A 24,033-nucleotide genomic window follows, 5' to 3' on the forward strand; every position below is an offset into this window, starting at 1 on the left:
CAAAAGGCATCGCCACAATTACGCCCGGGCAGCCCGGCTCACTTCATTTGCCACTCGCTCGGTGGCATCCGGAATGGATGCAGCACGGGCGCGTTCTGCCATGGTTAATAAGGTTTCTCGCGACCACCCGGCCAGGGTGTTGGCGACAGCATCCACAGTAAGTTGCGGTTGCTCGATAATTTTGGCTGCGCCCGCTTTTTCCAGCGGCAGCGCATTCCAGTATTGCTGGCGGTCTTTATGCTGAAACGGCACAAACAATGCCGGTAGCCCCGCCGCGGCGATTTCACTCACCGTCAACGCGCCGGAGCGGCAAACAACGACATCCGCCCATGCATAGGCCGCCGCCATATCATCAATAAATTCTGTCACTTTATGCTGCGGTTGCCCCGCTTCGGCATAAGCCTGTTCAACAGATTGTTGCGAACCTTTGCCACTCTGATGCCAGATAGTTACCGTATCGCCCAGCTTTGCTGCGACCTGAGGCATTGTCTGGTTAAGAATACGCGCGCCCTGCGAACCACCCACCACCAACACACGAATCGGGCCTTCACGCCCGGCCAAACGTTGCTGCGGTAACGGCAGCGCCAGCACATCGGTACGCACCGGGTTACCAACCACTTCCGCATTGGGGAAAGCGCCTGGAAACGCCTGCATCACTTTGGTGGCAATTTTCGCCAGCCATTTATTGGTCAAGCCTGCAATGCCGTTTTGTTCGTGAAGTACAACCGGAATGCCTAACGACCATGCTGCCAAACCACCTGGCCCGGAAACGTAACCGCCCATCCCGAGCACCACATCAGGCTTGTAAGCTTTCATAATTGCCCGCGCCTGCCGCCAGGCGTTAAAGATACGCAGCGGAGCCACGAGTAATGCTTTGATCCCCTTACCACGCAGGCCGGAGATACGAATAAAGTCGATCTCAATACCGTGCTTCGGCACTAAGTCCGCTTCCATACGATCGGCAGTACCCAGCCAGCGAACTTGCCACCCCTGGGTCATTAGATGGTGCGCAACCGCCAGCCCGGGGAACACATGTCCGCCAGTACCGCCAGCCATCACCATTAATCGCTTCCCTTGACCACTCATCGTGAACCTCGTGCAAACGCCTGCGCTTTCTCCAGACGCGTTTCATAATCAATACGCAACAGCATCATGATGGCTGTCGACATAATCAGTAAACTCGAACCACCGTAACTGATCAGCGGCAATGTCAAACCTTTGGTCGGTAGCATCCCCGCCGCCGCGCCTACGTTAACCAGCGCCTGGAAACTAAACCAGATGCCAATTGAACAGGCGAGAAAACCAGAAAAGCGGTGGTCAATTTCTAACGCTTTACGGCCAATCGACATCGCACGAAAAGCGACGAAGAATACCATTAAAAGCGCCAGCACCACACCGATATACCCCAGTTCTTCTCCGATAATGGCGAAAATAAAGTCAGTATGCGCTTCCGGCAGATACTCCAGTTTTTGTACCGAGTTACCTAAACCTTGCCCCCACAATTCGCCACGACCAAACGCCATCAATGATTGCGTCAACTGATAGCCGCTGCCGAACGGGTCTTCCCACGGGTTCCAGAACGCGGTAACGCGGCGAATACGGTATGGTTCAGCGAGGATCAGCAACACAACCGCTGAAATCCCCATGCCGATAATGGCAATGAATTGCCATAATTTCGCCCCCGCCAGGAACAGCATCGCCAGCGTGGTCACAAACAACACCACCACCGTACCGAGGTCAGGCTGCGCCAGCAGCAACACTGCCAGTACCAGAATCACCCCCATCGGTTTCAGGAAGCCGCGCAAGTTATTACGCACTTCGTCACCTTTACGCACCAGATAGTTGGCGATATAGCAAAACAGCGACAGCTTAGTCAGTTCCGCAGGCTGAATACGCAGCAGGCCGAGATCGATCCAACGCGATGCCCCTTTAACTGAGCTACCCACCACCAGCACGATCATCAGCAAGATGATTGACCCGAGCAGCATTGTGGCGCTGTAGCGCTGCCAGAACTCCATCGGCAGGCGCAGCGTAATGATCGCCAGAATGAACGCCAGGATCAGGTAAACACCATCACGCTTCGCGAAGAAGAACGGATCGTTGGTTAAGCGTTGCCCGATGGGCATTGACGCCGAGGTCACCATGATAAAGCCAATCGCCGCGAGGCCGAAGGTCAGCCACAGCAAGGTACGATCGTACATGATCAGGCTGTCGGTATCTTTTTCCCGCGAGCCCATCACCCAGCCCTTCAGCGCCGTGGAGATCCAGACCAGGATACTGAATCCCGGCAGACGCGGCATTTTCAGGCGAGGGAAAGATAAACGCATCAACCAAACTCCTTCGCCAGACGAGCAAATTCATTGCCCCGTTGTTCAAAGTTCTTGAACTGATCGAGGCTGGCACAGGCCGGAGAGAGCAGAACCATATCTCCCGGTCGCACGCGCGGAGCCAATAGACGCATCGCCTGCTCCATGGTTTCGGTTTGTTCAGCCACTTCCGGGCGTAAAGCCGCTAACTGCGCACCGTCGCGACCGAAGCAATACAGACGAACGTTATCGCCATTCAGATAGCGCGCCAGCGGACTAAAATCCGCCGATTTGCCATCGCCGCCTAACAACAAGTGCAGCGTACCGTCAACATGCAAGCCGTTTAGCGCGGCTTCCGTACTGCCGACGTTGGTAGCTTTCGAGTCGTTAATCCAGCGTACGCCGTTGTGCTCAAGCACCACTTCAAAGCGATGCGGCAGACCGGTAAAAGTCGTTAGCGCTGTCAGGCTGCTGGCTCGCGGTAACCCTGCGGCATCCGCCAGCGCCAGTGCCGCCAGCGCATTGGTGTAGTTATGTTGCCCTGAAAGTTTCATCTCTTTCACGTTCAACACTTTCTCACCTTTCACCCGCAGCCAGGTTTCGCCCTGCTGATGATTCAGGTGATAGTCACCCATGTTGACGCCAAAGCTGACGCAACGTTCATCCGCACCGCGGATCGGCATCGTTAAGGCATCATCGGCATTAACCACGCAAACTTTCGCATTTTCGTAAATGCGCAGTTTTGCCGCACGATACTGTTGCAAACCAAACGGATAACGATCCATATGATCTTCAGTTACGTTCAGAATGGTCGCTGCCACCGCCTGTAAACTGGAGGTTGTTTCCAGTTGGAAGCTCGACAGTTCCAACACGTACAGTTCGCACTCATCATCGAGTAACATCAACGCTGGCAGACCAATGTTGCCACCGACGCCAACGTTAACACCTGCTGCTTTCGCCATTTCGCCCACTAAGGTGGTGACCGTACTTTTGCCGTTAGAACCCGTGATCGCCACAATCGGCGCTTGCGCTTCGCGGCAGAACAGTTCGATATCACCAACGATTTCGATTCCGGCATCGGCAGCGGCGCTTAAGGATGGATGCGCCAGCGCAATGCCGGGGCTGGCGACAATAAGATCTGCCGCCATCAGCCATTCATCATTAAGACCGCCAGTATGACGTTCTACCGTTTCGGGTAATTTATCCAGGCCAGGCGGTGTCATACGCGTATCCATAACGCGCGGCGTCACGCCGCGAGCAAGGAAAAAGTCTACGCAGGAAAGCCCGGTGAGGCCCAGGCCGATAATGACGACATTTTTACCCAGGTAATCAGCCATGATTAACGCACCTTCAGCGTTGCCAGACCAATCAGGACCAGCATCAGCGAAATAATCCAGAAACGCACGATGACACGCGGTTCCGGCCAGCCTTTAAGTTCATAGTGGTGATGGATCGGCGCCATGCGGAAAATACGTTGCCCGCGCAGTTTAAAGGAGCCGACCTGCAAAATAACCGACAGGGTTTCGACAACAAACACGCCCCCCATAATCACCAGCAGGAATTCCTGACGCAGCAGCACAGCGATAATGCCCAACGCGCCACCTAACGCTAGCGAACCAACGTCGCCCATAAAGACCTGCGCGGGATAGGTGTTAAACCACAGGAAGCCCAGCCCTGCCCCGACTATCGCGGTGCAGACGATAACCAGCTCCCCGGCGTGTCGCAGATACGGTATATGTAAGTAGCTGGCAAAGTTCATGTTGCCGGTAGCCCAGGCCACCAGTGCAAAACCACCTGCGACAAAGACGGTCGGCATAATGGCCAGACCGTCGAGGCCATCGGTCAGGTTTACCGCGTTACCCGTACCGACAATCACAAAATACGCCAGCAGGATATAAAACAAGCCTAACTGCGGCATCACATCTTTAAAGAACGGCACCACCAGTTGCGTTGCTGGCGTGTCTTTTCCTGCAAGATAAAGTGCGAAAGCAACGCCCAACGCAATCACCGACATCCAGAAATACTTCCAGCGCGCGATCAAACCTTTGGTGTCTTTGCGCACGACTTTGCGATAGTCATCAACAAAACCAATAATGCCGTAACCGACCAGCACCACCAGTACGCACCAGACATACGGGTTGGAGGGATAAGCCCACAAGATCACGGAGACGACAATCGCAGTCAGGATCATGATCCCACCCATGGTCGGCGTGCCGCGCTTACTGAAGTGTGATTCAGGGCCATCGTTACGAACAACCTGCCCGAAGGAGAGTTTTTGCAAATGAGCAATCATGCGCGGGCCCATCCACAATGAGATGAACAGCGCAGTCAGCAGGCTGACGATGGCGCGAAACGTCAGATAGGAAAAGACGTTAAAGCCGGAATAATATTTGACCAAATGTTCGGCCAGCCAAACTAACATGTCCCATTCTCCTGTAAAGCGCGTACTACCTCTTCCATGGCAGCACTACGTGAACCCTTGACTAAAATCGTAATCACCTGTTGCTCTGCAATCAGTGATTTAAGACGCGTAATCAACGCGGATTTATCAGCAAAATGTTCGCCAGCACCGCTGGCGGTGCTGATAGCATGGCTTTGCTTGCCCACGCTTAACACGCGGTCAATACCAGCCGCCTTCGCCGCTTCCCCCACCTGGACATGACAGGCATCACTGTCAGCACCCAGCTCGGCCATATCACCAACCACCAGCACGCGATAACCCGGCATTTCAGCCAGTACCTGAACTGCGGCGGTCATTGAGCCAACATTGGCGTTGTAGGAGTCGTCGAGCAGCAACTGGTTTTCCGCCAGTTGAATGGGGAACAGACGACCAGGAACAGCTTGCAGATTTGCCAGTCCCGTTTTGATGGCATCAAGCGTTGCACCCACGGACATGGAGAGCGCCGCGGCAGCCAACGCATTTGCGATATTGTGACGCCCCGGCAGCGGCAGCAGAACATCGACGCTACCTGTTGGGGTTTGCAGCGTAAATTCAGTACCATGTGAAGTCACATGGATATTGGTAGCGGTAAAATCGCTGTTGGCGGCATTTGGCGAAAAACGCCACACTTTGCGTGAGCCAATCACACTCTGCCAGTTCAGCCAGTCGTTGTTATCGGCATTCATGATAGCGATACCGTTTTCTGGCAGGCCGGTAAAGATTTCGCCTTTCGCTTTCGCGACACCCGCAAGCGAGCCGAAACCTTCCAGATGCGCAGCCGCCAGATTGTTGACCAGTGCGGCTTCCGGACGGGTCAGGCTAACAGTCCAGGCAATTTCGCCCTGATGGTTAGCGCCAAGCTCAATGACCGCGTAATCGTATTCCGGCGTTAAACGCAGCAGCGTCATTGGCACGCCGATGTCGTTGTTGAGATTGCCAGCCGTATAAAGCGTGTTGCCACACTGACTTAAAATCGCCGCGGTCATCTCTTTCACAGAGGTTTTACCGGAGGAACCGGTCAGGGCAACCACACGAGCAGGAACTTGCTGACGAACCCATGCTGCCAGTTCACCAAATGTCAGACGCGTATCGTTAACGATTAACTGTGGCAGGTCGATATCCAGCGGACGGCTAACCAGCAGCGCGCCTGCCCCTCCAGCTTTCGCCTGGTCGGCAAAATCATGGGCATCGAAACGTTCGCCTTTCAGGGCGACGAACAGACAGCCAGGCGTCAATTTACGGGTATCGGTGGTTACGGCGTCAAGGGTGATATCAGCCCCTTTCAGTTCGCCGTTGAGAATATTCGCCAGTTGGCTAAGGGTTACACTAATCATGCGATTACCCCCAGCAAACGCGCCACCGTGACGCGATCGGAGTAGTCCAGACGCTGATTACCGACAATCTGGTAATCTTCATGGCCTTTACCCGCGACCAACACGACATCATTTTCTTTCGCCTGCATAACGGCGCACGTTACCGCTTCGGCGCGCCCTTCCATCACTTTGGCATGTCCGGCGTCTAACATCCCCGCCAGAATATCGTTGATGATGGCACGCGGCTCTTCAGTACGCGGGTTGTCATCCGTTACCACCGCCACGTCGGCAAACTCTTCAGCAATCGCCCCCATCAGTGGGCGCTTGCCTTTATCGCGATCGCCGCCACAGCCGAAGACGCACCACAGCTTACCCGCACAGTGCAGGCGCGCAGCCTGCAAGGCTTTTTCCAGCGCATCCGGAGTGTGAGCATAATCCACAACAACCGTCGGTTTGCCTGGCGCAGTGAACACTTCCATACGTCCGCAAACCGGTTGCAGACGCGCGGCGGTTTTCAGCAGGTCAGCTAATGGGTAACCGAGCGCCAGCAGCGTCGCCAGCGCCAGCAGCAGGTTACTAACGTTGAATGCGCCCATCAGGCGGCTTTCTATTTCCCCATCGCCCCAGCTTGAGGTGAAGCGAATGGTCGCACCGCTGTCGTGATAGTTCACGCCAGTCGCTTTCAACCAGCGGCCATGACAGTTCGGATTGATATTTTCTTCCATCGACACGGCAACCGCGTCCGGCAATTTTGCCAGCCAGCGGCGGCCTACTTCGTCATCAGCGTTGACAATCGCCTGACCGCAATGATGTTCGGAGTAAAGCAACCATTTCGCCGCTTCGTAGTGTTCCATATCACCATGATAATCAAGGTGATCGCGACTTAAGTTAGTAAAGACCGACGCCGCAAATTTCAATGCCGCCACACGGTGCTGTACCAGCCCGTGTGAGGAAACTTCCATTGCGCAAAAAGTCGCGCCCTGATCCACCAGCCCCGCCAGCTCATGCTGAACGTCGACTGCCGAACCGGTGGTATTTTCCGTCGGGATCACTTTACCCAGCAGGCCATTACCAACAGTGCCCATTACCGCGCTGGTTTCACCAAGCAGTTGGCTCCATTGCGCCAGAAGCTGAGTCGTTGTGGTTTTGCCGTTGGTGCCCGTTACGCCCACGAGACGTAGATTGTCAGAGGGTTCATGGTAAAAGCGACCCGCCAGTGCTGATAAACGCTCGTTGAGCTGACTGAGATAGATGACTGGTACACCGTGCATTTCACGGATTTCACCGTCGGTCGCCTCATCTTTCGCCTCTGCAATAATGGCAGCCACACCTTGCGCTATCGCCTGCGGGATATATCGACGCCCGTCCGCCTGATGACCTACTACAGCTACAAAGAGATCGCCCGACGCAGCCACACGGCTGTCAAGCGTCATCTCTCGCAGTGCTCGCGAAGGTGCGTCTGGCACCCACGGAGCAAGAAGGTCGCGCAAATTACGATCTGCCACCTGTCCCCTCGCCTTGATTAATCACAAATTCATTTTTATCACCCGTTGTCAGCGCATCCGGCTCGATGTTCATGGTGCGCAATACGCCGCCCATGATGGCACCAAAGACCGGCGCGGAAACGGCACCGCCGTAGTATTTACCCGCCTGCGGATCATTGATAACAACAACCAGCGCGAAGCGCGGCTGACTCGCAGGCGCAACGCCTGCGGTATAAGCAATATATTTATTGATGTAGCGACCATCCGGCCCGACCTTTTTCGCAGTACCGGTTTTAATAGCAATGCGATAGCCTTTAATCGCCGCCTTCACACCGCCACCGCCGGGTAGCGCCACGCTTTCCATCATATGTACCACGGTGCGGACAATGGATTCCGGGAAGACGCGCTCACCGGGAACCGGGGGGTCAACCTTGGTAATCGACAGCGGGCGATAAATGCCGTAGCTGCCGATGGTTGCGTAGACTCGCGCTAACTGTAACGGTGTTACCATTAGCCCGTAGCCGAAAGAGAAGGTGGCCCTCTCTATGTCAGACCACCGTTGTTTTTGAGGATATAAGCCACTGCGTTCTCCGACCAACCCCAAATTGGTCGCTTTTCCCAGTCCAAAACGTGAGTAAGTATCTACTAACGCTGAGGACGGCATCGCTAACGCCAGCTTGGAAACACCGACGTTACTCGACTTCTGTAAAACCCCGGTCAGGGTCAATTCGCTGTAGCGCGCCACGTCTTTGATTTCGTGGCCGTTAATTCGATAAGGAACGGTATTCAATACTGAGTTTTCCCGCACCACACCACGTTGCAACGCGGTCATCACCACCATCGGTTTAACCGTTGAGCCAGGTTCAAACACGTCGGTGATGGTACGGTTACGCATCGCCTCTTTCGGCGTGCCACTCAGATTGTTTGGGTTGTAAGACGGGCTGTTAGCCATCGCCAGCACTTCGCCGGTATTGACATCCACCAGCACGGCACTACCGGATTCTGCCTTGTTAAAGGCCACCGCGTTGTTCAGTTCGCGATAAACCAGCGCCTGCAGGCGTTCATCAATACTCAACGCAAGGTTGTGCGCCGCCTGGCTGTCGGTGGAAGAAATATCTTCAATTACGCGGCCGTAGCGGTCTTTACGCACAATACGCTCGCCCGGTTGCCCAGTGAGCCATTTATCAAAACTCTTCTCAACACCTTCAATCCCCTGGCTATCGACGTTGGTAAATCCAATGAGGTGAGCGGTCACTTCGCCGGACGGATAGTAACGGCGGGATTCCTCACGCAGATGAATCCCCGGTAGTTTTAGTTTTTTGATGTAGTCAGCCATGTCAGGGTTAACCTGACGCGCCAGATAGATAAAACGTCCTTTCGGGTTGGCGTTAATGCGGGCTGAGAGCTGATCCAGCGGAATGTTAAGTGCGTTAGCGAGCGCCTTCCAGCGGTCACCGACGCTGATGCCGCCAGCGTCATGCACTTCTTTCGGGTCAGCCCAAATCGCTTTTACCGGTACGCTCACCGCTAACGGACGACCAGAGCGGTCGGTAATCATGCCGCGGGAGGTGGAGACTTGCTGAACGCGAAGAGAGCGCATATCGCCCTCTTTCACCAACATGTCCGGGGAGATAACCTGTAACCACGCTACGCGTCCCAGCAGAAAAGCCAGTGCCAGCAAAATACAGCCGCATAACAACGCAAAACGCCAACTGATAAAGTTGGCATGTTCTTCCTGACGTTTTGGTTTCTGCGTTTTCGCCGCTGCTTTCATGCGTCGCGTTTATCCTTATTTTTGCACTACAATATTTTCTTGTGATGGATCAACATGCTGCATCTGCAGCTTCTCTGTGGCGATCCTTTCCACCCGGCTATGGTCACCGAGCGCATTCTCTTCAAGAATCAGGTTGCGCCATTCAATGTCTAAAGCGTCTCGCTCCAGCACCAGTTGTTCGCGCTGAGCGGTCAGCAAACGGGTATGGTGCGCCGTGGTCACCACGGTCACCGCCGTCAAGATAATGCAAATGAACAGACAGAGTGGCAGCTTCCCGAACCGCAAAAGATCGTCACCGATAACGCCAGGCAAGGCATGGCGCTCGTGGCTTCCCATCGATCCTTTAACTTTGCTTAGAGCTTCTGTCACTCTGCTGATCATGCGTTCGTCCTCTCTGCAATACGCAGAACTGAACTTCGGGCACGAGGGTTCTCAGCCACCTCTTCTTCGCCCGGCATCAACTTGCCTAGTGCTCGCAACTGACGGCCACCCAGTTTTTTGAGCTGCTCTTCGGTCATCGGTAACCCTGCCGGAACCTGCGGACCGCGACTGTTTTCACGCATAAAGCGTTTCACTATACGATCTTCCAGCGAATGAAAACTGATGATCGAAAGCCGCCCACCCGGGGCCAGCACGCTGAGCGAGCTTTTTAGCGCCTGCTCTATCTCCTCCAGTTCACTGTTCACCCAAATGCGCACCGCCTGGAAGGTACGGGTCGCGGGATGTTTGAATTTGTCCTTCACCGGGGTTGCCGCAGCAACGACTTCCGCCAGTTCTTTGGTACGGGTCATCGGCTGTTCGCGGTTACGCTCAACAATGGCGCGCGCAATGCGTTTGGCAAAACGCTCTTCGCCATAAGTTTTTAATACCCAGGCAATATCAGCTTCTTCTGCGCTTTGTAGCCACTCGGCGGCAGACTGGCCGCGTGTCGGATCCATACGCATGTCCAGCGGACCGTCGCGCATAAAGGAAAAACCGCGTTCTGCATCATCGAGTTGCGGTGAAGAGACACCAAGATCGAGAAGAATTCCGTCAATCTTGCCGATAAGATCACGCTCAGCGACGTATTCGCCCAGCGCGGAGAAAGGTCCATGTATGATGGAGAAGCGCGGATCATCAATAGTCTTTGCGACGGCGATAGCCTGCGGATCGCGATCGATTGCCAACAAACGCCCCTCTTCGCCAAGTTGCGAAAGGATCAGACGTGAGTGACCACCGCGACCGAAAGTCCCATCAATGTAAATGCCATCAGGACGGATATTGAGGCCGTTTACGGCTTCGTCCAGCAGCACCGTGGTGTGTTTATAGTTTTCCATCATTTTATAGAGACAAGTCCTGCAGTCGTTCCGACAAGCTTTCGGTAACAGACTGTTCAGCGTCGATATCTTCCCTGACCTGTTGATGCCAGGTTGTTTCATCCCACAGTTCAAACTTGTTGAACTGTCCAACCAACATCACTTCTTTTGTCAGCCCGGCATGTTGCCGCAGTACTGGCGCGATTAATAATCGACCTGCGCCATCCATCTGACATTCACTGGCATGGCCTAACAGAAGGCGCTGCACACGGCGCTCAACCGGGTTCATGCTCGACAGACGCGATAATTTTTGCTCGATAATTTCCCATTCAGGAAGGGGGTAAAGCAGCAGGCATGGGTGATGAATGTCAATGGTACATACCATTTGACCGGCAGCGTTCCCGAGCAGCTCTTCCCGATAACGGGTGGGCACCGATAAGCGCCCTTTACTGTCGAGATTGACTAACGTTGCTCCCCGGAACATGCCAGTCTTCTCCCAATTACCACTTTATCCCACAAATTCCCACTAAAAGGAGTTTACGGAGCGGAGGAAAAGCTTGTCAAGCCAGGAACATTCTTTACCGAAGCAAAAAACCAAATGTTTACGACTAATATCTGCATTGTTTAAAAATCGCCCAACGAACGAAGCAAATTAACGTCATGAATAGTTGTAAGAAAAATTCCCACTCATCATTACCGTTTTAAAAACGACTCCATTTTCCTTAATGAAAATATAAAGTGTCAGTTTGCGACGCGAGCGGCATTTTAGGACATATCGCCCCCGGATAACAGTCCCTGTTGCGCGTGCACCGCGCCTGACGCCAGTGGCTTTGTGTAAAAGTTTAGAAAAGTGTTTGTTTAATCGGCAATTGACGATTTGCATGTAACAAAATAATGCAATCGCAACCTGGCGTTACGCCTTAATTATCATTAGGCACAAAGAATGAAGTTAATTGGGGAGATATTTCGAAGGTCTTATGGATAATTGTCAGGAATAGTCTTATTTACATAAAGGATATTGATGTCCAATTACGTACTCAATGCGCCAGCGACAATCCGCTGACGCATCATTTTCTGTTTAACGCTTAGCTACGGCTGAGGATGCCACGGCGATAGAGATTTCGTTTGATGCGCGTTAAGCCCGGTTTTGGCTTACGCGGCTCATCCAGGCTCGCCAGGACAATCTCCAGCACGCGTTCTGCGACATCACGATGACGCTGAGCCACCGCCAGCACTGGGCATTGTAAGAAGTCGAGCAATTCGTTATCGCCAAAGGTCGCAATCGCCAGATCGGAAGGAAGTTTGCCATCGCGGCGCAACGTAACATCCATAACCCCCTGCAACAATGCAAAAGAGGTAGTAAACAGCGCCTGCGGCATCGGATGCGTTTCCAGCCATTTTTCGAATAGCTGGGCAGCGGCTTCCCGCTCATAGCTGTTGGCATAAAGAAAATGCACTTTGCGCGGATCATCTTTCCAGGCCGTGCGGAAACCCTGTTCACGCAGGAAGCTGACAGAAAGCTCCGGCAGTGCACCAAGATAAAGCACTGTCTCGGCCGGAAACTTACGTAACTCTTCCGCCAACATTTCAGCATCATCCTGGTCAGCGCCAACGACGCTGGTAAAGTGTTCACGATCAAGCGCACGATCCAGCGCGACAATCGGGAACGGGTCGTTAGCCCAGCGTTGATAGAAAGGATGCTCTGGCGGCAGCGACGTCGAAACAATGATGGCATCGACCTGACGCTGTAAAAGATGCTCAATACAACGCATTTCGTTGTCTGGCTGATCTTCGGAACAGGCAATTAATAGCTGATAACCACGTTGCCGCGCCTGGCGTTCAAGATAGTTAGCAATACGGGTGTAACTTGTGTTCTCCAGATCGGGGATCACAAGACCAATAGAACGTGTGCGTCCAGCACGAAGCCCAGCCGCCACGGCATTCGGGTGGTAATTGTGCTCACGCACCACAGCCATGACTTTTTCAACGGTTTTGTCGCTCACACGGTATTGCTTCGCTTTGCCGTTAATAACATAGCTTGCAGTGGTCCGCGATACTCCCGCCAGCCGAGCGATTTCATCCAGTTTCACAATTGCCCCTTGCGTAAAATGTAAAAACCATAACCATTGTACTGGTATGGATTAAATTCATTAACATCTAAGCGCAGAAAATTAACTGCGGCAACTGCTTTTATTCCAGGTTCCTACTGAATTCGCAAAAAAAGCCCAACGTGACATGCAGGGCTGTAAATTGCGCATTGAGATCATTCTTAACGCATTATTTTATCGCCGCGTGAAAGTCCGACAACGCCGGAGCGGGCAACTTCAACAATTTTCGCCACATCGCGAATCGATGCTAAAAATGCATCGAGTTTATCGCTGGTTCCCGCCAGTTGAACGGTATAAAGCGACGGTGTGACATCGATAATTTGCCCACGGAATATTTCCGTATTGCGTTTCACTTCGTCACGTCCGTAGCCACTGGCCTGAATTTTCACCAGCATAATTTCCCGCTCAACGTGCGCGCCCTGCCCCAGTTCGCTCACGCGCAAGACATCGACCAGCTTGTGTAATTGCTTTTCGATCTGCTCAAGCACTTTTTCATCGCCCACGGTCTGGATAGTCATGCGCGATAATGTCGGATCGTCGGTTGGCGCAACGGTCAGACTTTCAATGTTATAGCCACGCTGGGAAAAAAGGCCGATCACACGGGATAACGCGCCTGATTCATTTTCGAGTAATACTGATAATATCCGGCGCATAATCAGGTTCTCTCCGTTTTGCTTAACCACATTTCATCCATTCCACCCCCGCGAATATGCATCGGGTAGACATGCTCACTGCCATCAACGGTGACATCAACAAACACCAGACGGTTATTACCGACCTGCTCAAGTGCCTCGCTCAGTTTGCTTTCCAGCTCATCCGGACGTGAAATTTGGATACCCACATGGCCATAGGCTTCTGCCAGACGGACGAAATCTGGTAGCGACTGCATATAAGATTGTGAATGACGGCCGGAATAGATCATGTCCTGCCATTGCTTCACCATCCCCAGATAGCGGTTATTGAGATTCACCACCAGCACCGGCAGTTCATATTGCAAGGCTGTAGACAGTTCCTGAATGTTCATCTGAATACTGCCATCGCCAGTGACGCAGACCACGGTTTCTCCCGGCAGTGCCATTTTGACGCCCAGCGCCGCAGGTAAACCAAAGCCCATAGTGCCGAGGCCGCCGGAGTTGATCCAGCGACGCGGTTTATCGAAAGGATAATAAAGCGCGGCGAACATCTGGTGTTGCCCGACATCGGACGTCACATAAGCGTCCCCCTTCGTCAGTCGCCAGAGCGTCTCGATCACCGCCTGCGGTTTAATGCTTTCACTGTGGGTATCATATTTCAGGCACTGGCGAGCGCGCCACTGTTCAATTTGCTGCCACCAGTCGCGGATCTCATCCAGAGGTTGCGAAGAGGTTTCTTGCGGTAACAATTCCAGCATTTGCTCCAACACCAGACGCGCATCGCCAACGATCGGGATGTCGGCGGTCACGGTTTTTGAGATCGAGGTAGGATCGATATCAATATGTAACACTGTCGCATTTGGGCAGTACTTTGCCAGATTGTTAGTGGTGCGATCATCAAAGCGTACACCAACCGCAAAAATGACATCAGCATTATGCATCGTCATATTAGCTTCGTAAGTGCCGTGCATTCCCAGCATTCCCAAGGCCTGACGATGCGTTGCCGGAAACACACCTAATCCCATTAATGACGAGACGACAGGAAGATTAAGTTGCTCAATAATCTGTTTGAGTTGTTGATGGCAACCCGCAGTCACTGCGCCACCGCCAACGTAAATTACCGGTTTTTTCGCCGCCACCAGCGTTTGCAGCGCGCGTTTAATCTGCCCCTTATGGCCCAGCGTTGTTGGGTTATAAGAGCGCATACTGACCGACTCCGGCCAGACGTACGGTAATTTGTTCGCCGGATTAAGAATGTCTTTCGGTAAATCAACCACCACAGGCCCAGGACGACCGCTTGCCGCCAGCCAGAATGCCTTTTTCAGCACCTGTGGTATATCTTCCGTTTGCTTAACCAGAAAACTGTGTTTAACCACCGGCCGGGAAATTCCCACCATGTCACACTCCTGAAAGGCATCGTAACCTATCAGCGAGGTTGCTACCTGCCCGGAAAGGATAACCAGCGGAATGGAGTCCATATAGGCAGTGGCGATACCAGTAATTGCGTTGGTGGCCCCAGGGCCCGATGTCACCAGCACAACGCCCACTTCTCCGGTCGCGCGCGCCAGACCATCGGCCATATGCACTGCCGCCTGTTCATGACGAACTAATACGTGATCAATACCGCCCACGGTATGCAATGCATCGTAAATATCAAGGACTGCGCCTCCGGGGTAACCGAATACTTGTTTAACGCCCTGATCGATAAGCGATCGGACGACCATCTCGGCTCCAGACAACATCTCCATGGCTTGCCTCACTGTTTGGCGGAAAAAATGTGTAAAACACATTAACCGTCCGATCTGGCTTAAGCAATTGACAGGCAGAGTCACAAGCGTGAATAAATAAGAATAAACAGGAGGAAAGGAGAAAATAAACGATAAAATACTCCAGAATGGCGGACAGAATTGATAATAAATCGGCTAAATCTGCCTCGTTACAGCAATTTCTCTATTTTTTATTATTTCTAATATCAGGGTGAACATGCATTCAGAATAAAATTCTACATTGAATAAAAAATGCAGAATAAACCAGAGATGCACACCTGATTTACTCTGCCTCTGCTTAACGTTTACAAATAGAGACTAATTGCTCTTCCATCCATTGATGACCTTTATCACGCCCGGCTGCCTCATGCCAGGAGAGGTAACAGGTTCTGCTATTTTGTTTTAATGGTAGCGGTAATATCTGCAATTCTAAGGATTCAGCAAACTCCTCAGCCAGCCAACGAGGCGCAATAGCGACAAGATGCGTTTGTGACACCACGCTAAGGACGCTCATCATTGCCATTCCCTGATAAGCGATACTGGCTTGTTTATCTACTGTGTCGTACCACGGTTGACTAAACGACGCGAAACGGTCGAGCGAAACTGCCGCATGTTGTTCGTTATAAACATCATGTTTCAGTAATGGGCCGTTAATCGTCGGATGCTTCTTACTGGCTACCAGTACCATTTCATCTTTAAATAATGGAACGCTGGTAAATTCAGGACGATGGAAGTCTTCATAACTAATAACGAACTCTGTTTCCTGATAACGGAGTTGATGTTCGGTGTTCTGATTTAATGAAGACTTGAATATCACATGAATATTTGGCGCAATTTGCTCAATGTGATTATAAATCTGCGAGGTCAGAATGCTATCTAACGGGCTGCAAACGCAGAGATGGAATACGCGCTCGCTGCTGGAAGGCTCAAACCCTGAACCCGGTAACTCGTTTTGTACTAATTGCAGCGCCTGACGCACAGAGCCAAAAAGCTGAAATGCGCGGGCAGTCGGTTGGATGCCACGACCATAACGAACAAACAACTCGTCATTAAACATCACCTTCAGGCGTGCAACAGCATTACTGACCGCAGGTTGCGACATTCCCAGAACATGCGCGGCACGAGTAATATTCTGCTCCTGCATCACAGCATCGAAAACGGTTAATAAGTTTAAATCGACCATACGCAACTGTGGCTTGCTTAACTCCACAATCTCCGCAATCTCTGGATGATCTGTTTTTACCTCTGACATACTTAACTCCACTGTCACACTTAACTCCCTTTCCCTTATTGGAATGCAGAGAAATAATCCTGAAAAATATGATTTACCATGCATATAAAATAAGAAGAAGGAAAATGAGTAAAATTAGGAAAACATAAAGATAAGGGTTCTGATAAAAACAGAATCCATTGCCGTGCGAAGAGTCATTCATCACAGCTTAATAATCCATAATGTTTTTGTTGCGAAAACATTCTAATCATAACCACCGCGAATACTCAATCATCTAAAAAATGGATTAATTGTGCTAATTTAATGCTTATTTTATGCGTTTAATATATTAATCCTTAACATTAATCGATCAATAATATTCACTAAATCAATATAAAAACATTCGTACAGCATATAATTCAATACAAATCATCAGGATAGTTGCGGTAGCGAGCAAGTTTTACTCTTTCTTACCTCGTTGATTAAATGCAATAAATTATTCTGAAGTATGTCTACCAATGAAAAGTATGAGCGGTTAAACAGAAATTAATATCGACTGTTTTTACTCTTGCAGCACAATTAGCTAATTTGACGCATACAGAACTCTCGCTGGTGAACCGTTTTTGTTGCATCAGGGTTGACATCCGTTTTTGTATCCAGTAACTCTAAAAGCATATCGCATTCATCCGGAGCTGATTTAATGACTCACATCGTTCGCTTTAACGGTCTACTACTACTAAACGCATCTTCTTTGCGCGGTAGACGAGTGAGCGGCATCCAGCATTAAGCCAGCACGCAGTCAGACAAAAAACCCGCGCATTGCGCGGGTTTTTTTATGCCCGAAGCGAAGCGCCCTAAAAGAGACAAGGATCCAAACTATGAGCCAGCAAGTCATTATTTTCGATACCACATTGCGCGACGGTGAACAGGCGTTACAGGCAAGCTTGAGTGCGAAAGAAAAACTGCAAATTGCGCTGGGCCTTGAGCGAATGGGGGTTGACGTGATGGAAGTCGGTTTCCCCGTCTCTTCTCCGGGCGATTTCGAATCGGTGCAAACCATTGCTCGCCAGGTCAAAAATAGCCGCGTTTGTGCGTTAGCCCGTTGCGTGGAAAAAGATATCGACGTGGCGGCAGAATCCCTGAAAGTTGCCGAAGCCTTCCGTATTCATACCTTTATTGCCACCTCCCCAATGCACATTGCCACCAAGCTGCGCAGCACGCTGGATGAGGTGATCGAACGCGCCATCTATATGGTGAAACGTGCACGCAATTACACCGATGATGTTGAATTTTCTTGCGAAGACGCCGGACGCACACCGATTGCCGATCTGGCGCGAGTGGTCGAAGCAGCAATTAACGCCGGTGCCACTACCATCAACATCCCGGACACCGTGGGCTATACCATGCCATTTGAGTTCGCCGGAATCATCAGCGGTCTGTATGAACGCGTACCAAACATCGATAAAGCCATTATTTCCGTACACACTCACGATGATTTAGGCCTGGCGGTCGGCAACTCGCTGGCGGCGGTACATGCCGGAGCACGGCAGGTAGAAGGTGCGATGAACGGGATCGGTGAACGTGCGGGTAACTGTTCGCTGGAAGAAGTGATCATGGCGATCAAAGTGCGTAAGGATATTCTCAACGTCCACACCGCCATTAATCACCAAGAGATATGGCGCACCAGTCAGTTAGTTAGCCAGATTTGCAATATGCCGATCCCGGCAAACAAAGCCATTGTTGGCAGCGGCGCGTTCGCACACTCCTCCGGTATTCATCAGGATGGCGTGCTGAAAAATCGCGAAAACTACGAAATCATGACACCAGAATCTATTGGTCTGAACCAAATCCAGTTAAATCTGACCTCTCGTTCTGGTCGTGCGGCAGTAAAACACCGCATGGATGAGATGGGATATAAAGAAAGTGAATATAATTTAGACAATCTGTACGACGCTTTCCTGAAACTGGCAGATAAAAAAGGCCAGGTATTTGATTACGACCTGGAGGCACTGGCCTTTATTGGTAAACAGCAAGAAGAACCGGAACACTTCCGTCTGGATTACTTCAGTGTGCAGTCGGGTTCTAACGATATCGCCACTGCCGCCGTCAAACTGGCCTGTGGCGAGGAAGTCAAAGCAGAAGCCGCCAACGGTAATGGCCCGGTCGATGCCGTCTACCAGGCGATTAACCGTATCACTGACTACAACGTCGAACTGGTGAAATACAGCCTGACCGCCAAAGGCCACGGTAAAGATGCGCTGGGTCAGGTGGATATCGTCGCTAACTACAACGGTCGCCGCTTCCACGGCGTCGGCCTGGCCACCGATATTGTCGAGTCCTCCGCCAAAGCAATGGTGCACGTGCTGAACAATATCTGGCGCGCCGCAGAAGTCGAAAAAGAGTTACAACGCAAAGCTCAACACAACGAAAACAACAAGGAAACCGTGTGATGTCGAAGAATTACCATATTGCTGTTTTACCTGGGGATGGGATCGGGCCGGAAGTCATGACCCAGGCCCTGAAAGTACTGGATGCCGTGCGTAACCGCTTTGCGATGCGTATCACCACCAGCCATTATGATGTTGGCGGCGCAGCCATTGATAACCACGGGCAGCCGTTGCCGCCAGCGACGGTTGAAGGCTGTGAACAAGCCGATGCCGTACTGTTTGGCTCGGTAGGTGGCCCGAAGTGGGAGCATTTGCCGCCAGACCAACAACCAGAACGCGGCGCGCTGTTACCTCTGCGTAAACATTTCAAATTATTCAGCAATCTGCGCCCGGCAAAACTGTATCAGGGGCTGGAAGCATTCTGTCCGCTGCGTGCTGATATTGCTGCTAACGGCTTCGACATCCTGTGCGTGCGTGAGTTAACCGGCGGCATCTATTTCGGTCAACCGAAAGGCCGTGAAGGTAGCGGTCAGTATGAAAAAGCGTTTGATACCGAGGTGTATCACCGTTTTGAGATCGAGCGCATTGCCCGCATCGCGTTTGAATCTGCCCGCAAACGTCGCCGCAAAGTCACGTCAATCGACAAAGCCAACGTGCTGCAATCCTCTATTTTATGGCGGGAGATCGTTAACGAGATCGCCATTGAATATCCGGATGTTGAACTGGCACATATGTACATCGACAACGCCACCATGCAGTTGATTAAAGATCCGTCGCAATTTGACGTGCTGCTGTGCTCCAACCTGTTTGGTGACATTCTTTCTGACGAATGCGCGATGATTACCGGTTCGATGGGGATGTTGCCTTCCGCCAGCCTGAACGAACAAGGTTTTGGTCTGTATGAACCGGCAGGCGGCTCTGCGCCGGATATCGCAGGCAAAAACATCGCTAATCCAATTGCGCAAATTCTGTCGCTGGCGCTGCTGTTGCGCTACAGCCTGGATGCCGATGATGCGGCTTCCGCTATTGAACGCGCCATTAACCGCGCATTAGAAGAAGGCATTCGCACCGGAGATTTGGCCCGTGGCGCTGCCGCCGTAAGTACCGATGAAATGGGCGATATCATTGCCCGCTATGTGGCAGAAGGGGTGTAATTATGGCTAAGACGCTATACGAAAAATTGTTCGACGCTCATGTAGTTTACGAAGCTGAAAACGAAACCCCGCTGTTATATATCGACCGCCATCTGGTGCATGAAGTGACGTCACCGCAGGCGTTTGATGGTCTGCGCACCCACGGACGCCCGGTACGTCAGCCAGGTAAAACTTTCGCCACTATGGACCACAACGTCTCGACCCAGACCAAAGACATTAATGCCTGCGGAGAAATGGCGCGCATCCAGATGCAGGAGCTGATCAAAAACTGCAAAGATTTTGGCGTCGAGCTGTATGACCTGAATCACCCGTATCAGGGAATTGTCCACGTGATGGGGCCAGAACAAGGCGTCACCTTACCGGGAATGACCATTGTTTGCGGCGACTCGCATACCGCCACCCACGGCGCGTTTGGCGCACTGGCGTTTGGCATCGGTACTTCCGAAGTTGAACACGTGCTGGCAACGCAAACCCTGAAGCAGGGTCGTGCGAAGACCATGAAAATTGAAGTCCAGGGTAAAGCCGCACCAGGAATTACTGCGAAAGATATCGTGCTGGCAATTATCGGTAAAACCGGCAGTGCAGGCGGCACCGGGCATGTGGTGGAGTTTTGCGGTGAAGCAATCCGTGATTTAAGCATGGAAGGTCGCATGACCCTGTGCAATATGGCAATCGAAATGGGCGCAAAAGCCGGTCTGGTTGCGCCGGACGAAACCACCTTTAACTATGTCAAAGGCCGTCTTCATGCGCCGAAAGGCAAAGATTTCGACGACGCCGTCGCCTACTGGAAAACACTGCAAACCGACGAAGGTGCAACTTTCGATACCGTTGTCACTCTGCAAGCAGAAGAGATTGCGCCGCAAGTCACCTGGGGCACCAACCCAGGCCAGGTGATCTCCGTGAACGACAATATTCCCGATCCCGCTTCGTTTGCCGATCCGGTTGAGCGCGCGTCAGCAGAAAAAGCGTTGGCCTATATGGGGCTGAAACCGGGTATTCCGCTAACCGAAGTCGCTATCGATAAAGTATTTATCGGTTCCTGCACCAACTCACGTATTGAAGATTTACGTGCAGCGGCGGAAATCGCCAAAGGGCGGAAAGTTGCGCCAGGCGTTCAGGCACTGGTCGTTCCCGGCTCCGGCCCGGTAAAAGCGCAGGCAGAAGCAGAAGGGCTGGACAAAATTTTTATTGAAGCGGGTTTTGAATGGCGCTTGCCTGGCTGCTCAATGTGTCTGGCGATGAACAACGATCGCCTGAATCCGGGCGAGCGTTGTGCCTCCACCAGCAACCGTAACTTTGAAGGCCGCCAGGGGCGCGGCGGGCGCACGCATCTGGTTAGCCCGGCAATGGCGGCCGCCGCTGCCGTCACCGGTCATTTCGCTGACATTCGCAACATTAAATAAGGAGCACACCATGGCAGAGAAATTTATCAAACACACAGGCCTGGTTGTTCCATTGGATGCCGCCAATGTCGACACTGATGCCATTATCCCGAAACAGTTTTTGCAGAAAGTGACGCGCACTGGTTTTGGCGCGCATCTGTTTAACGACTGGCGTTTTCTGGATGAAAAAGGCCAACAGCCAAACCCGGACTTCGTGCTGAATTTCCCACAATATCAGGGCGCTTCCATTTTACTGGCGCGGGAAAACTTCGGCTGTGGCTCCTCGCGTGAGCACGCTCCCTGGGCGCTGACCGATTACGGATTTAAGGTGGTGATTGCGCCCAGTTTCGCGGACATCTTCTACGGCAACAGCTTTAACAACCAGTTGCTGCCGGTGAAATTAAGCGATGCCGAAGTGGACGAGCTGTTTACACTGGTGCAGGCTAATCCGGGAATTCACTTCGACGTGGATCTGGAAGTGCAAGAGGTGAAAGCGGGGAATAAAACTTATCGTTTTACCATCGATGCCTTCCGCCGCCACTGCATGATGAACGGTCTCGATAGCATCGGTCTGACGTTGCAGCACGGCGATGCCATTGCTGATTATGAAGAGAAGCAACCGGCGTTTATGCGCTAGTTTTATGAGTCGGATAAGGCATTCACGCCGCATCCGGCACTCAATCGCCAAAAAGAAAAAAGCCAGCAGGTATTCACTGCTGGCGTGGCGATTAACACCAATACTCAGTCACACATGATGTCTGCAGATCAGTAGTCAGAATGACTCCCCTCCCACTGCATCAGTTATTCAAGCATGGCTAATCGTTGTGGAACGCTTAACCAACTCAGTCAGCACATCATTGCTGTCATTGCAAAATAGTGCCGATAAAACTGACGAATGGGATACCTCCTTGCTTCATCGTTAAGAATTATTGACTTAATATAGGGATAATAAAATTGCTGACTTTTGCGCAGGAGTTCCCCTTTTATGCCTTCAGGTCGTCTGCAACAACAGTTCATCCGGCTGTGGCAATGCTGCGAGGGTAAATCGCAGAACACGACGCTCAACGAACTGGCAGAGTTATTGAGCTGTTCCCGCCGTCATATGCGCACCCTGCTAAACACCATGCAGGATCGTGGCTGGCTGACGTGGGAGGCGGAGGTTGGCCGCGGTAAACGCTCGCGTTTGACCTTCCTCTACACCGGACTTGCGCTTCAGCAACAGCGGGCGGAGGATCTGCTGGAACAGGATCGTATCGATCAACTGGTGCAACTCGTCGGTGATAAAACCGCTGTGCGGCAAATGTTGGTTTCCCATCTGGGGCGTAGCTTCCGCCAGGGGCGGCACATTCTGCGCGTGCTCTACTATCGTCCGTTGCGTAATCTGCTACCTGGCAGCGCATTACGCCGTTCCGAAACGCATATCGCCCGGCAAATCTTCAGCGCGTTAACCCGCATAAATGAGGAAAATGGGGAACTGGAGGCGGACATTGCCCACCACTGGCAACAAATTTCCCCACTTCACTGGCGTTTCTTTTTACGTCCCGGTATCCAATTTCATCATGGCCGTGAGCTGGAAATGGACGATGTCATCGCCTCTTTGAAACGGCTCAATACGCAGCCGCTCTATTCCCACATTGCTGAAATTGTTTCGCCAACGCCCTGGACGCTGGATATCCATCTTACGCAGCCCGATCGTTGGTTGCCGTTACTACTGGGGCAAGTTCCGGCGATGATCCTGCCGCGGGAATGGGAAACCATCAGCAACTTTGCCAGTCATCCGATCGGCACCGGTCCGTATGCGGTAATGCGTAACAGCGCCAATCAGTTGAAAATTCAGGCATTCGATGACTTCTTCGGTTATCGGGCACTCATCGATGAAGTTAACGTCTGGGTTCTGCCGGAAATTGCCGACGAGCCAGCCGGAGGGCTAATGCTGAAAGGGCCGCAGGGTGAGGAAAAAGAGATTGAAAGCCGCCTGGAAGAAGGTTGCTACTATTTACTGTTCGACAGCCGCACCCATCGCGGGGCGAATCAGCAAGTCAGAGACTGGGTAAGCTACGTTCTTTCTCCGAGCAATCTGGTCTACTTCGCGGAAGAACAGTACCAGCAACTCTGGTTCCCGGCCTACGGACTGCTCCCCCGTTGGCACCATGCCCGCCCCATGCATTGCGAAAAACCCGCCGGGCTGGAAAGCCTTACCCTGACCTTTTATCAGGATCATATTGAACATCGGGTAATCGCCAGGATCATGCAGCAAATTCTGGCGAGTCATCAGGTAACGCTTAACATCAACGAGATCAGCTACGATCAGTGGCATGCGGGAGAGATCGAAAGCGATATCTGGCTTAACAGCGCCAACTTTACGCTGCCGCTGGATTTTTCGCTGTTCGCGCATTTGTGCGAAGTGCCGCTGCTACAACACTGTATTCCGATCGACTGGCAAGCCGATGCCGCGCGCTGGCGCAATGGCGAGATGAACCTGGCGAACTGGTGCCAGCAGTTAGTGACCAGCAAAGCGATGGTGCCATTGATCCATCACTGGCTGATCATTCAGGGGCAACGCAGTATGCGCGGCCTGCGCATGAATACCCTTGGATGGTTCGATTTTAAATCAGCGTGGTTTGCGCCGCCGGATCCATGATTGCTGGTTGATAACAAACTCACTACACTAACGCCGTTCTCAACGGGGTGCCACGCAAATGCGTGCGCTGAGAAAATACCCGTCGAACCTGATCCGGATAACGCCGGCGAAGGGATTTGAGGCTCCTTCTCAAGTCCTTTG

At 52.1% G+C, this 24,033-nt stretch carries 21 protein-coding genes and 1 riboswitch; of the genes, 6 read left to right on the forward strand and 15 right to left on the reverse strand.

All coding sequences use genetic code 11. The annotated features are described in order from the left end of the window. Window positions 1-18: 18 nt before the first annotated feature. The 15 genes from murG to leuO all read right to left on the reverse strand — a co-directional run bounded on the left by murG (window position 19) and on the right by leuO (window position 16,370). Entirely contained in the window at window positions 19-1,086 is a 1,068-nt protein-coding gene (gene murG / locus ESM_RS0110965) for an undecaprenyldiphospho-muramoylpentapeptide beta-N-acetylglucosaminyltransferase (protein ID WP_000016580.1), read from the reverse strand. Further along, window positions 1,083-2,327: a cell division protein FtsW gene (ftsW, locus tag ESM_RS0110970; protein ID WP_001517743.1), complete on the reverse strand. Its 1,245-nt coding sequence runs from the start codon at window positions 2,325-2,327 to the stop codon at window positions 1,083-1,085. The genes murG and ftsW overlap by 4 nt, the downstream gene beginning before the upstream one ends. Then, window positions 2,327-3,643 (reverse strand): UDP-N-acetylmuramoyl-L-alanine--D-glutamate ligase, encoded by a 1,317-nt coding sequence (murD, locus tag ESM_RS0110975; protein ID WP_000796427.1) that lies wholly within the window; start codon window positions 3,641-3,643, stop codon window positions 2,327-2,329. Before murD ends, ftsW begins: the two co-directional genes overlap by 1 nt. A gap of 2 nt (window positions 3,644-3,645) precedes the next feature. Beyond that, on the reverse strand, window positions 3,646-4,728 hold the full coding sequence (gene mraY, locus ESM_RS0110980) for a phospho-N-acetylmuramoyl-pentapeptide-transferase (protein ID WP_000964135.1): 1,083 nt from the start codon (window positions 4,726-4,728) through the stop codon (window positions 3,646-3,648). Continuing rightward, window positions 4,722-6,080 carry a UDP-N-acetylmuramoyl-tripeptide--D-alanyl-D-alanine ligase gene (gene murF, locus ESM_RS0110985; protein ID WP_000626651.1) on the reverse strand — a complete coding sequence of 453 codons (1,359 nt, stop codon included), beginning with the start codon at window positions 6,078-6,080 and terminating at the stop codon, window positions 4,722-4,724. Before murF ends, mraY begins: the two co-directional genes overlap by 7 nt. Beyond that, complete coding sequence (gene murE, locus ESM_RS0110990) at window positions 6,077-7,564, reverse strand: UDP-N-acetylmuramoyl-L-alanyl-D-glutamate--2,6-diaminopimelate ligase (RefSeq protein ID WP_000785156.1); 1,488 nt, start codon at window positions 7,562-7,564, stop codon at window positions 6,077-6,079. Before murE ends, murF begins: the two co-directional genes overlap by 4 nt. Next, a complete protein-coding gene (gene ftsI, locus ESM_RS0110995; protein ID WP_000642204.1) occupies window positions 7,551-9,317 on the reverse strand; it encodes a peptidoglycan glycosyltransferase FtsI in 1,767 nt (588 codons plus the stop codon). The genes murE and ftsI overlap by 14 nt, the downstream gene beginning before the upstream one ends. 15 nt (window positions 9,318-9,332) lie before the next feature. After that, entirely contained in the window at window positions 9,333-9,698 is a 366-nt protein-coding gene (gene ftsL / locus ESM_RS0111000) for a cell division protein FtsL (protein WP_000625658.1), read from the reverse strand. Further along, window positions 9,695-10,636, reverse strand: coding sequence for a 16S rRNA (cytosine(1402)-N(4))-methyltransferase RsmH (gene rsmH, locus ESM_RS0111005; RefSeq protein ID WP_000970467.1), 942 nt, complete (start codon window positions 10,634-10,636; stop codon window positions 9,695-9,697). Before rsmH ends, ftsL begins: the two co-directional genes overlap by 4 nt. Before the next feature lies 1 nt (window position 10,637). Then, window positions 10,638-11,096, reverse strand: coding sequence for a division/cell wall cluster transcriptional repressor MraZ (gene mraZ / locus ESM_RS0111010; protein ID WP_000488289.1), 459 nt, complete (start codon window positions 11,094-11,096; stop codon window positions 10,638-10,640). 601 nt (window positions 11,097-11,697) lie between these two features. After that, window positions 11,698-12,702, reverse strand: coding sequence for a catabolite repressor/activator (gene cra, locus ESM_RS0111015; protein ID WP_000762409.1), 1,005 nt, complete (start codon window positions 12,700-12,702; stop codon window positions 11,698-11,700). 81 nt (window positions 12,703-12,783) lie between these two features. Next, a complete protein-coding gene (locus ESM_RS1000000128430; RefSeq protein ID WP_032335334.1) occupies window positions 12,784-12,870 on the reverse strand; it encodes a hypothetical protein in 87 nt (28 codons plus the stop codon). Window positions 12,871-12,881: 11 nt separating this feature from the next. Then, window positions 12,882-13,373, reverse strand: coding sequence for an acetolactate synthase small subunit (gene ilvN, locus ESM_RS0111020; RefSeq protein ID WP_001252744.1), 492 nt, complete (start codon window positions 13,371-13,373; stop codon window positions 12,882-12,884). A 2-nt stretch (window positions 13,374-13,375) separates the two neighbouring features. Beyond that, entirely contained in the window at window positions 13,376-15,100 is a 1,725-nt protein-coding gene (ilvI, locus tag ESM_RS0111025) for an acetolactate synthase 3 large subunit (protein WP_000425629.1), read from the reverse strand. A 316-nt stretch (window positions 15,101-15,416) separates the two neighbouring features. Beyond that, a complete protein-coding gene (leuO, locus tag ESM_RS0111030) occupies window positions 15,417-16,370 on the reverse strand; it encodes a transcriptional regulator LeuO (RefSeq protein WP_001517740.1) in 954 nt (317 codons plus the stop codon). 658 nt (window positions 16,371-17,028) lie between these two features. Between leuO and leuL the strand changes: the two genes are divergently transcribed. From leuL to sgrR, 6 genes are all read left to right on the forward strand, one after another. Further along, window positions 17,029-17,115: a leu operon leader peptide gene (gene leuL / locus ESM_RS01000000124635; RefSeq protein WP_010378126.1), complete on the forward strand. Its 87-nt coding sequence runs from the start codon at window positions 17,029-17,031 to the stop codon at window positions 17,113-17,115. A 91-nt stretch (window positions 17,116-17,206) separates the two neighbouring features. Beyond that, window positions 17,207-18,778, forward strand: a complete 1,572-nt coding sequence (leuA, locus tag ESM_RS0111035) for a 2-isopropylmalate synthase (RefSeq protein ID WP_000082825.1) — start codon at window positions 17,207-17,209, stop codon at window positions 18,776-18,778. After that, window positions 18,778-19,869, forward strand: coding sequence for a 3-isopropylmalate dehydrogenase (gene leuB, locus ESM_RS0111040; protein WP_000042367.1), 1,092 nt, complete (start codon window positions 18,778-18,780; stop codon window positions 19,867-19,869). Before leuA ends, leuB begins: the two co-directional genes overlap by 1 nt. 2 nt (window positions 19,870-19,871) lie before the next feature. After that, window positions 19,872-21,272 (forward strand): 3-isopropylmalate dehydratase large subunit, encoded by a 1,401-nt coding sequence (gene leuC, locus ESM_RS0111045; protein WP_001140679.1) that lies wholly within the window; start codon window positions 19,872-19,874, stop codon window positions 21,270-21,272. 10 nt (window positions 21,273-21,282) lie between these two features. After that, entirely contained in the window at window positions 21,283-21,888 is a 606-nt protein-coding gene (gene leuD / locus ESM_RS0111050) for a 3-isopropylmalate dehydratase small subunit (RefSeq protein WP_000818241.1), read from the forward strand. Between the two features lie 348 nt (window positions 21,889-22,236). After that, the gene (gene sgrR / locus ESM_RS0111055; protein ID WP_010378131.1) at window positions 22,237-23,892 is read left to right on the forward strand and encodes a DNA-binding transcriptional regulator SgrR; all 1,656 of its coding nucleotides are present in this window, start codon (window positions 22,237-22,239) and stop codon (window positions 23,890-23,892) included. Between the two features lie 33 nt (window positions 23,893-23,925). Then, window positions 23,926-24,025, forward strand: a riboswitch (TPP riboswitch). Window positions 24,026-24,033: the final 8 nt, after the last annotated feature.

Origin of the sequence: Escherichia sp. TW09308 (genome assembly GCF_000208565.1) — a bacterium.
Lineage (GTDB): Bacteria > Pseudomonadota > Gammaproteobacteria > Enterobacterales > Enterobacteriaceae > Escherichia > Escherichia marmotae.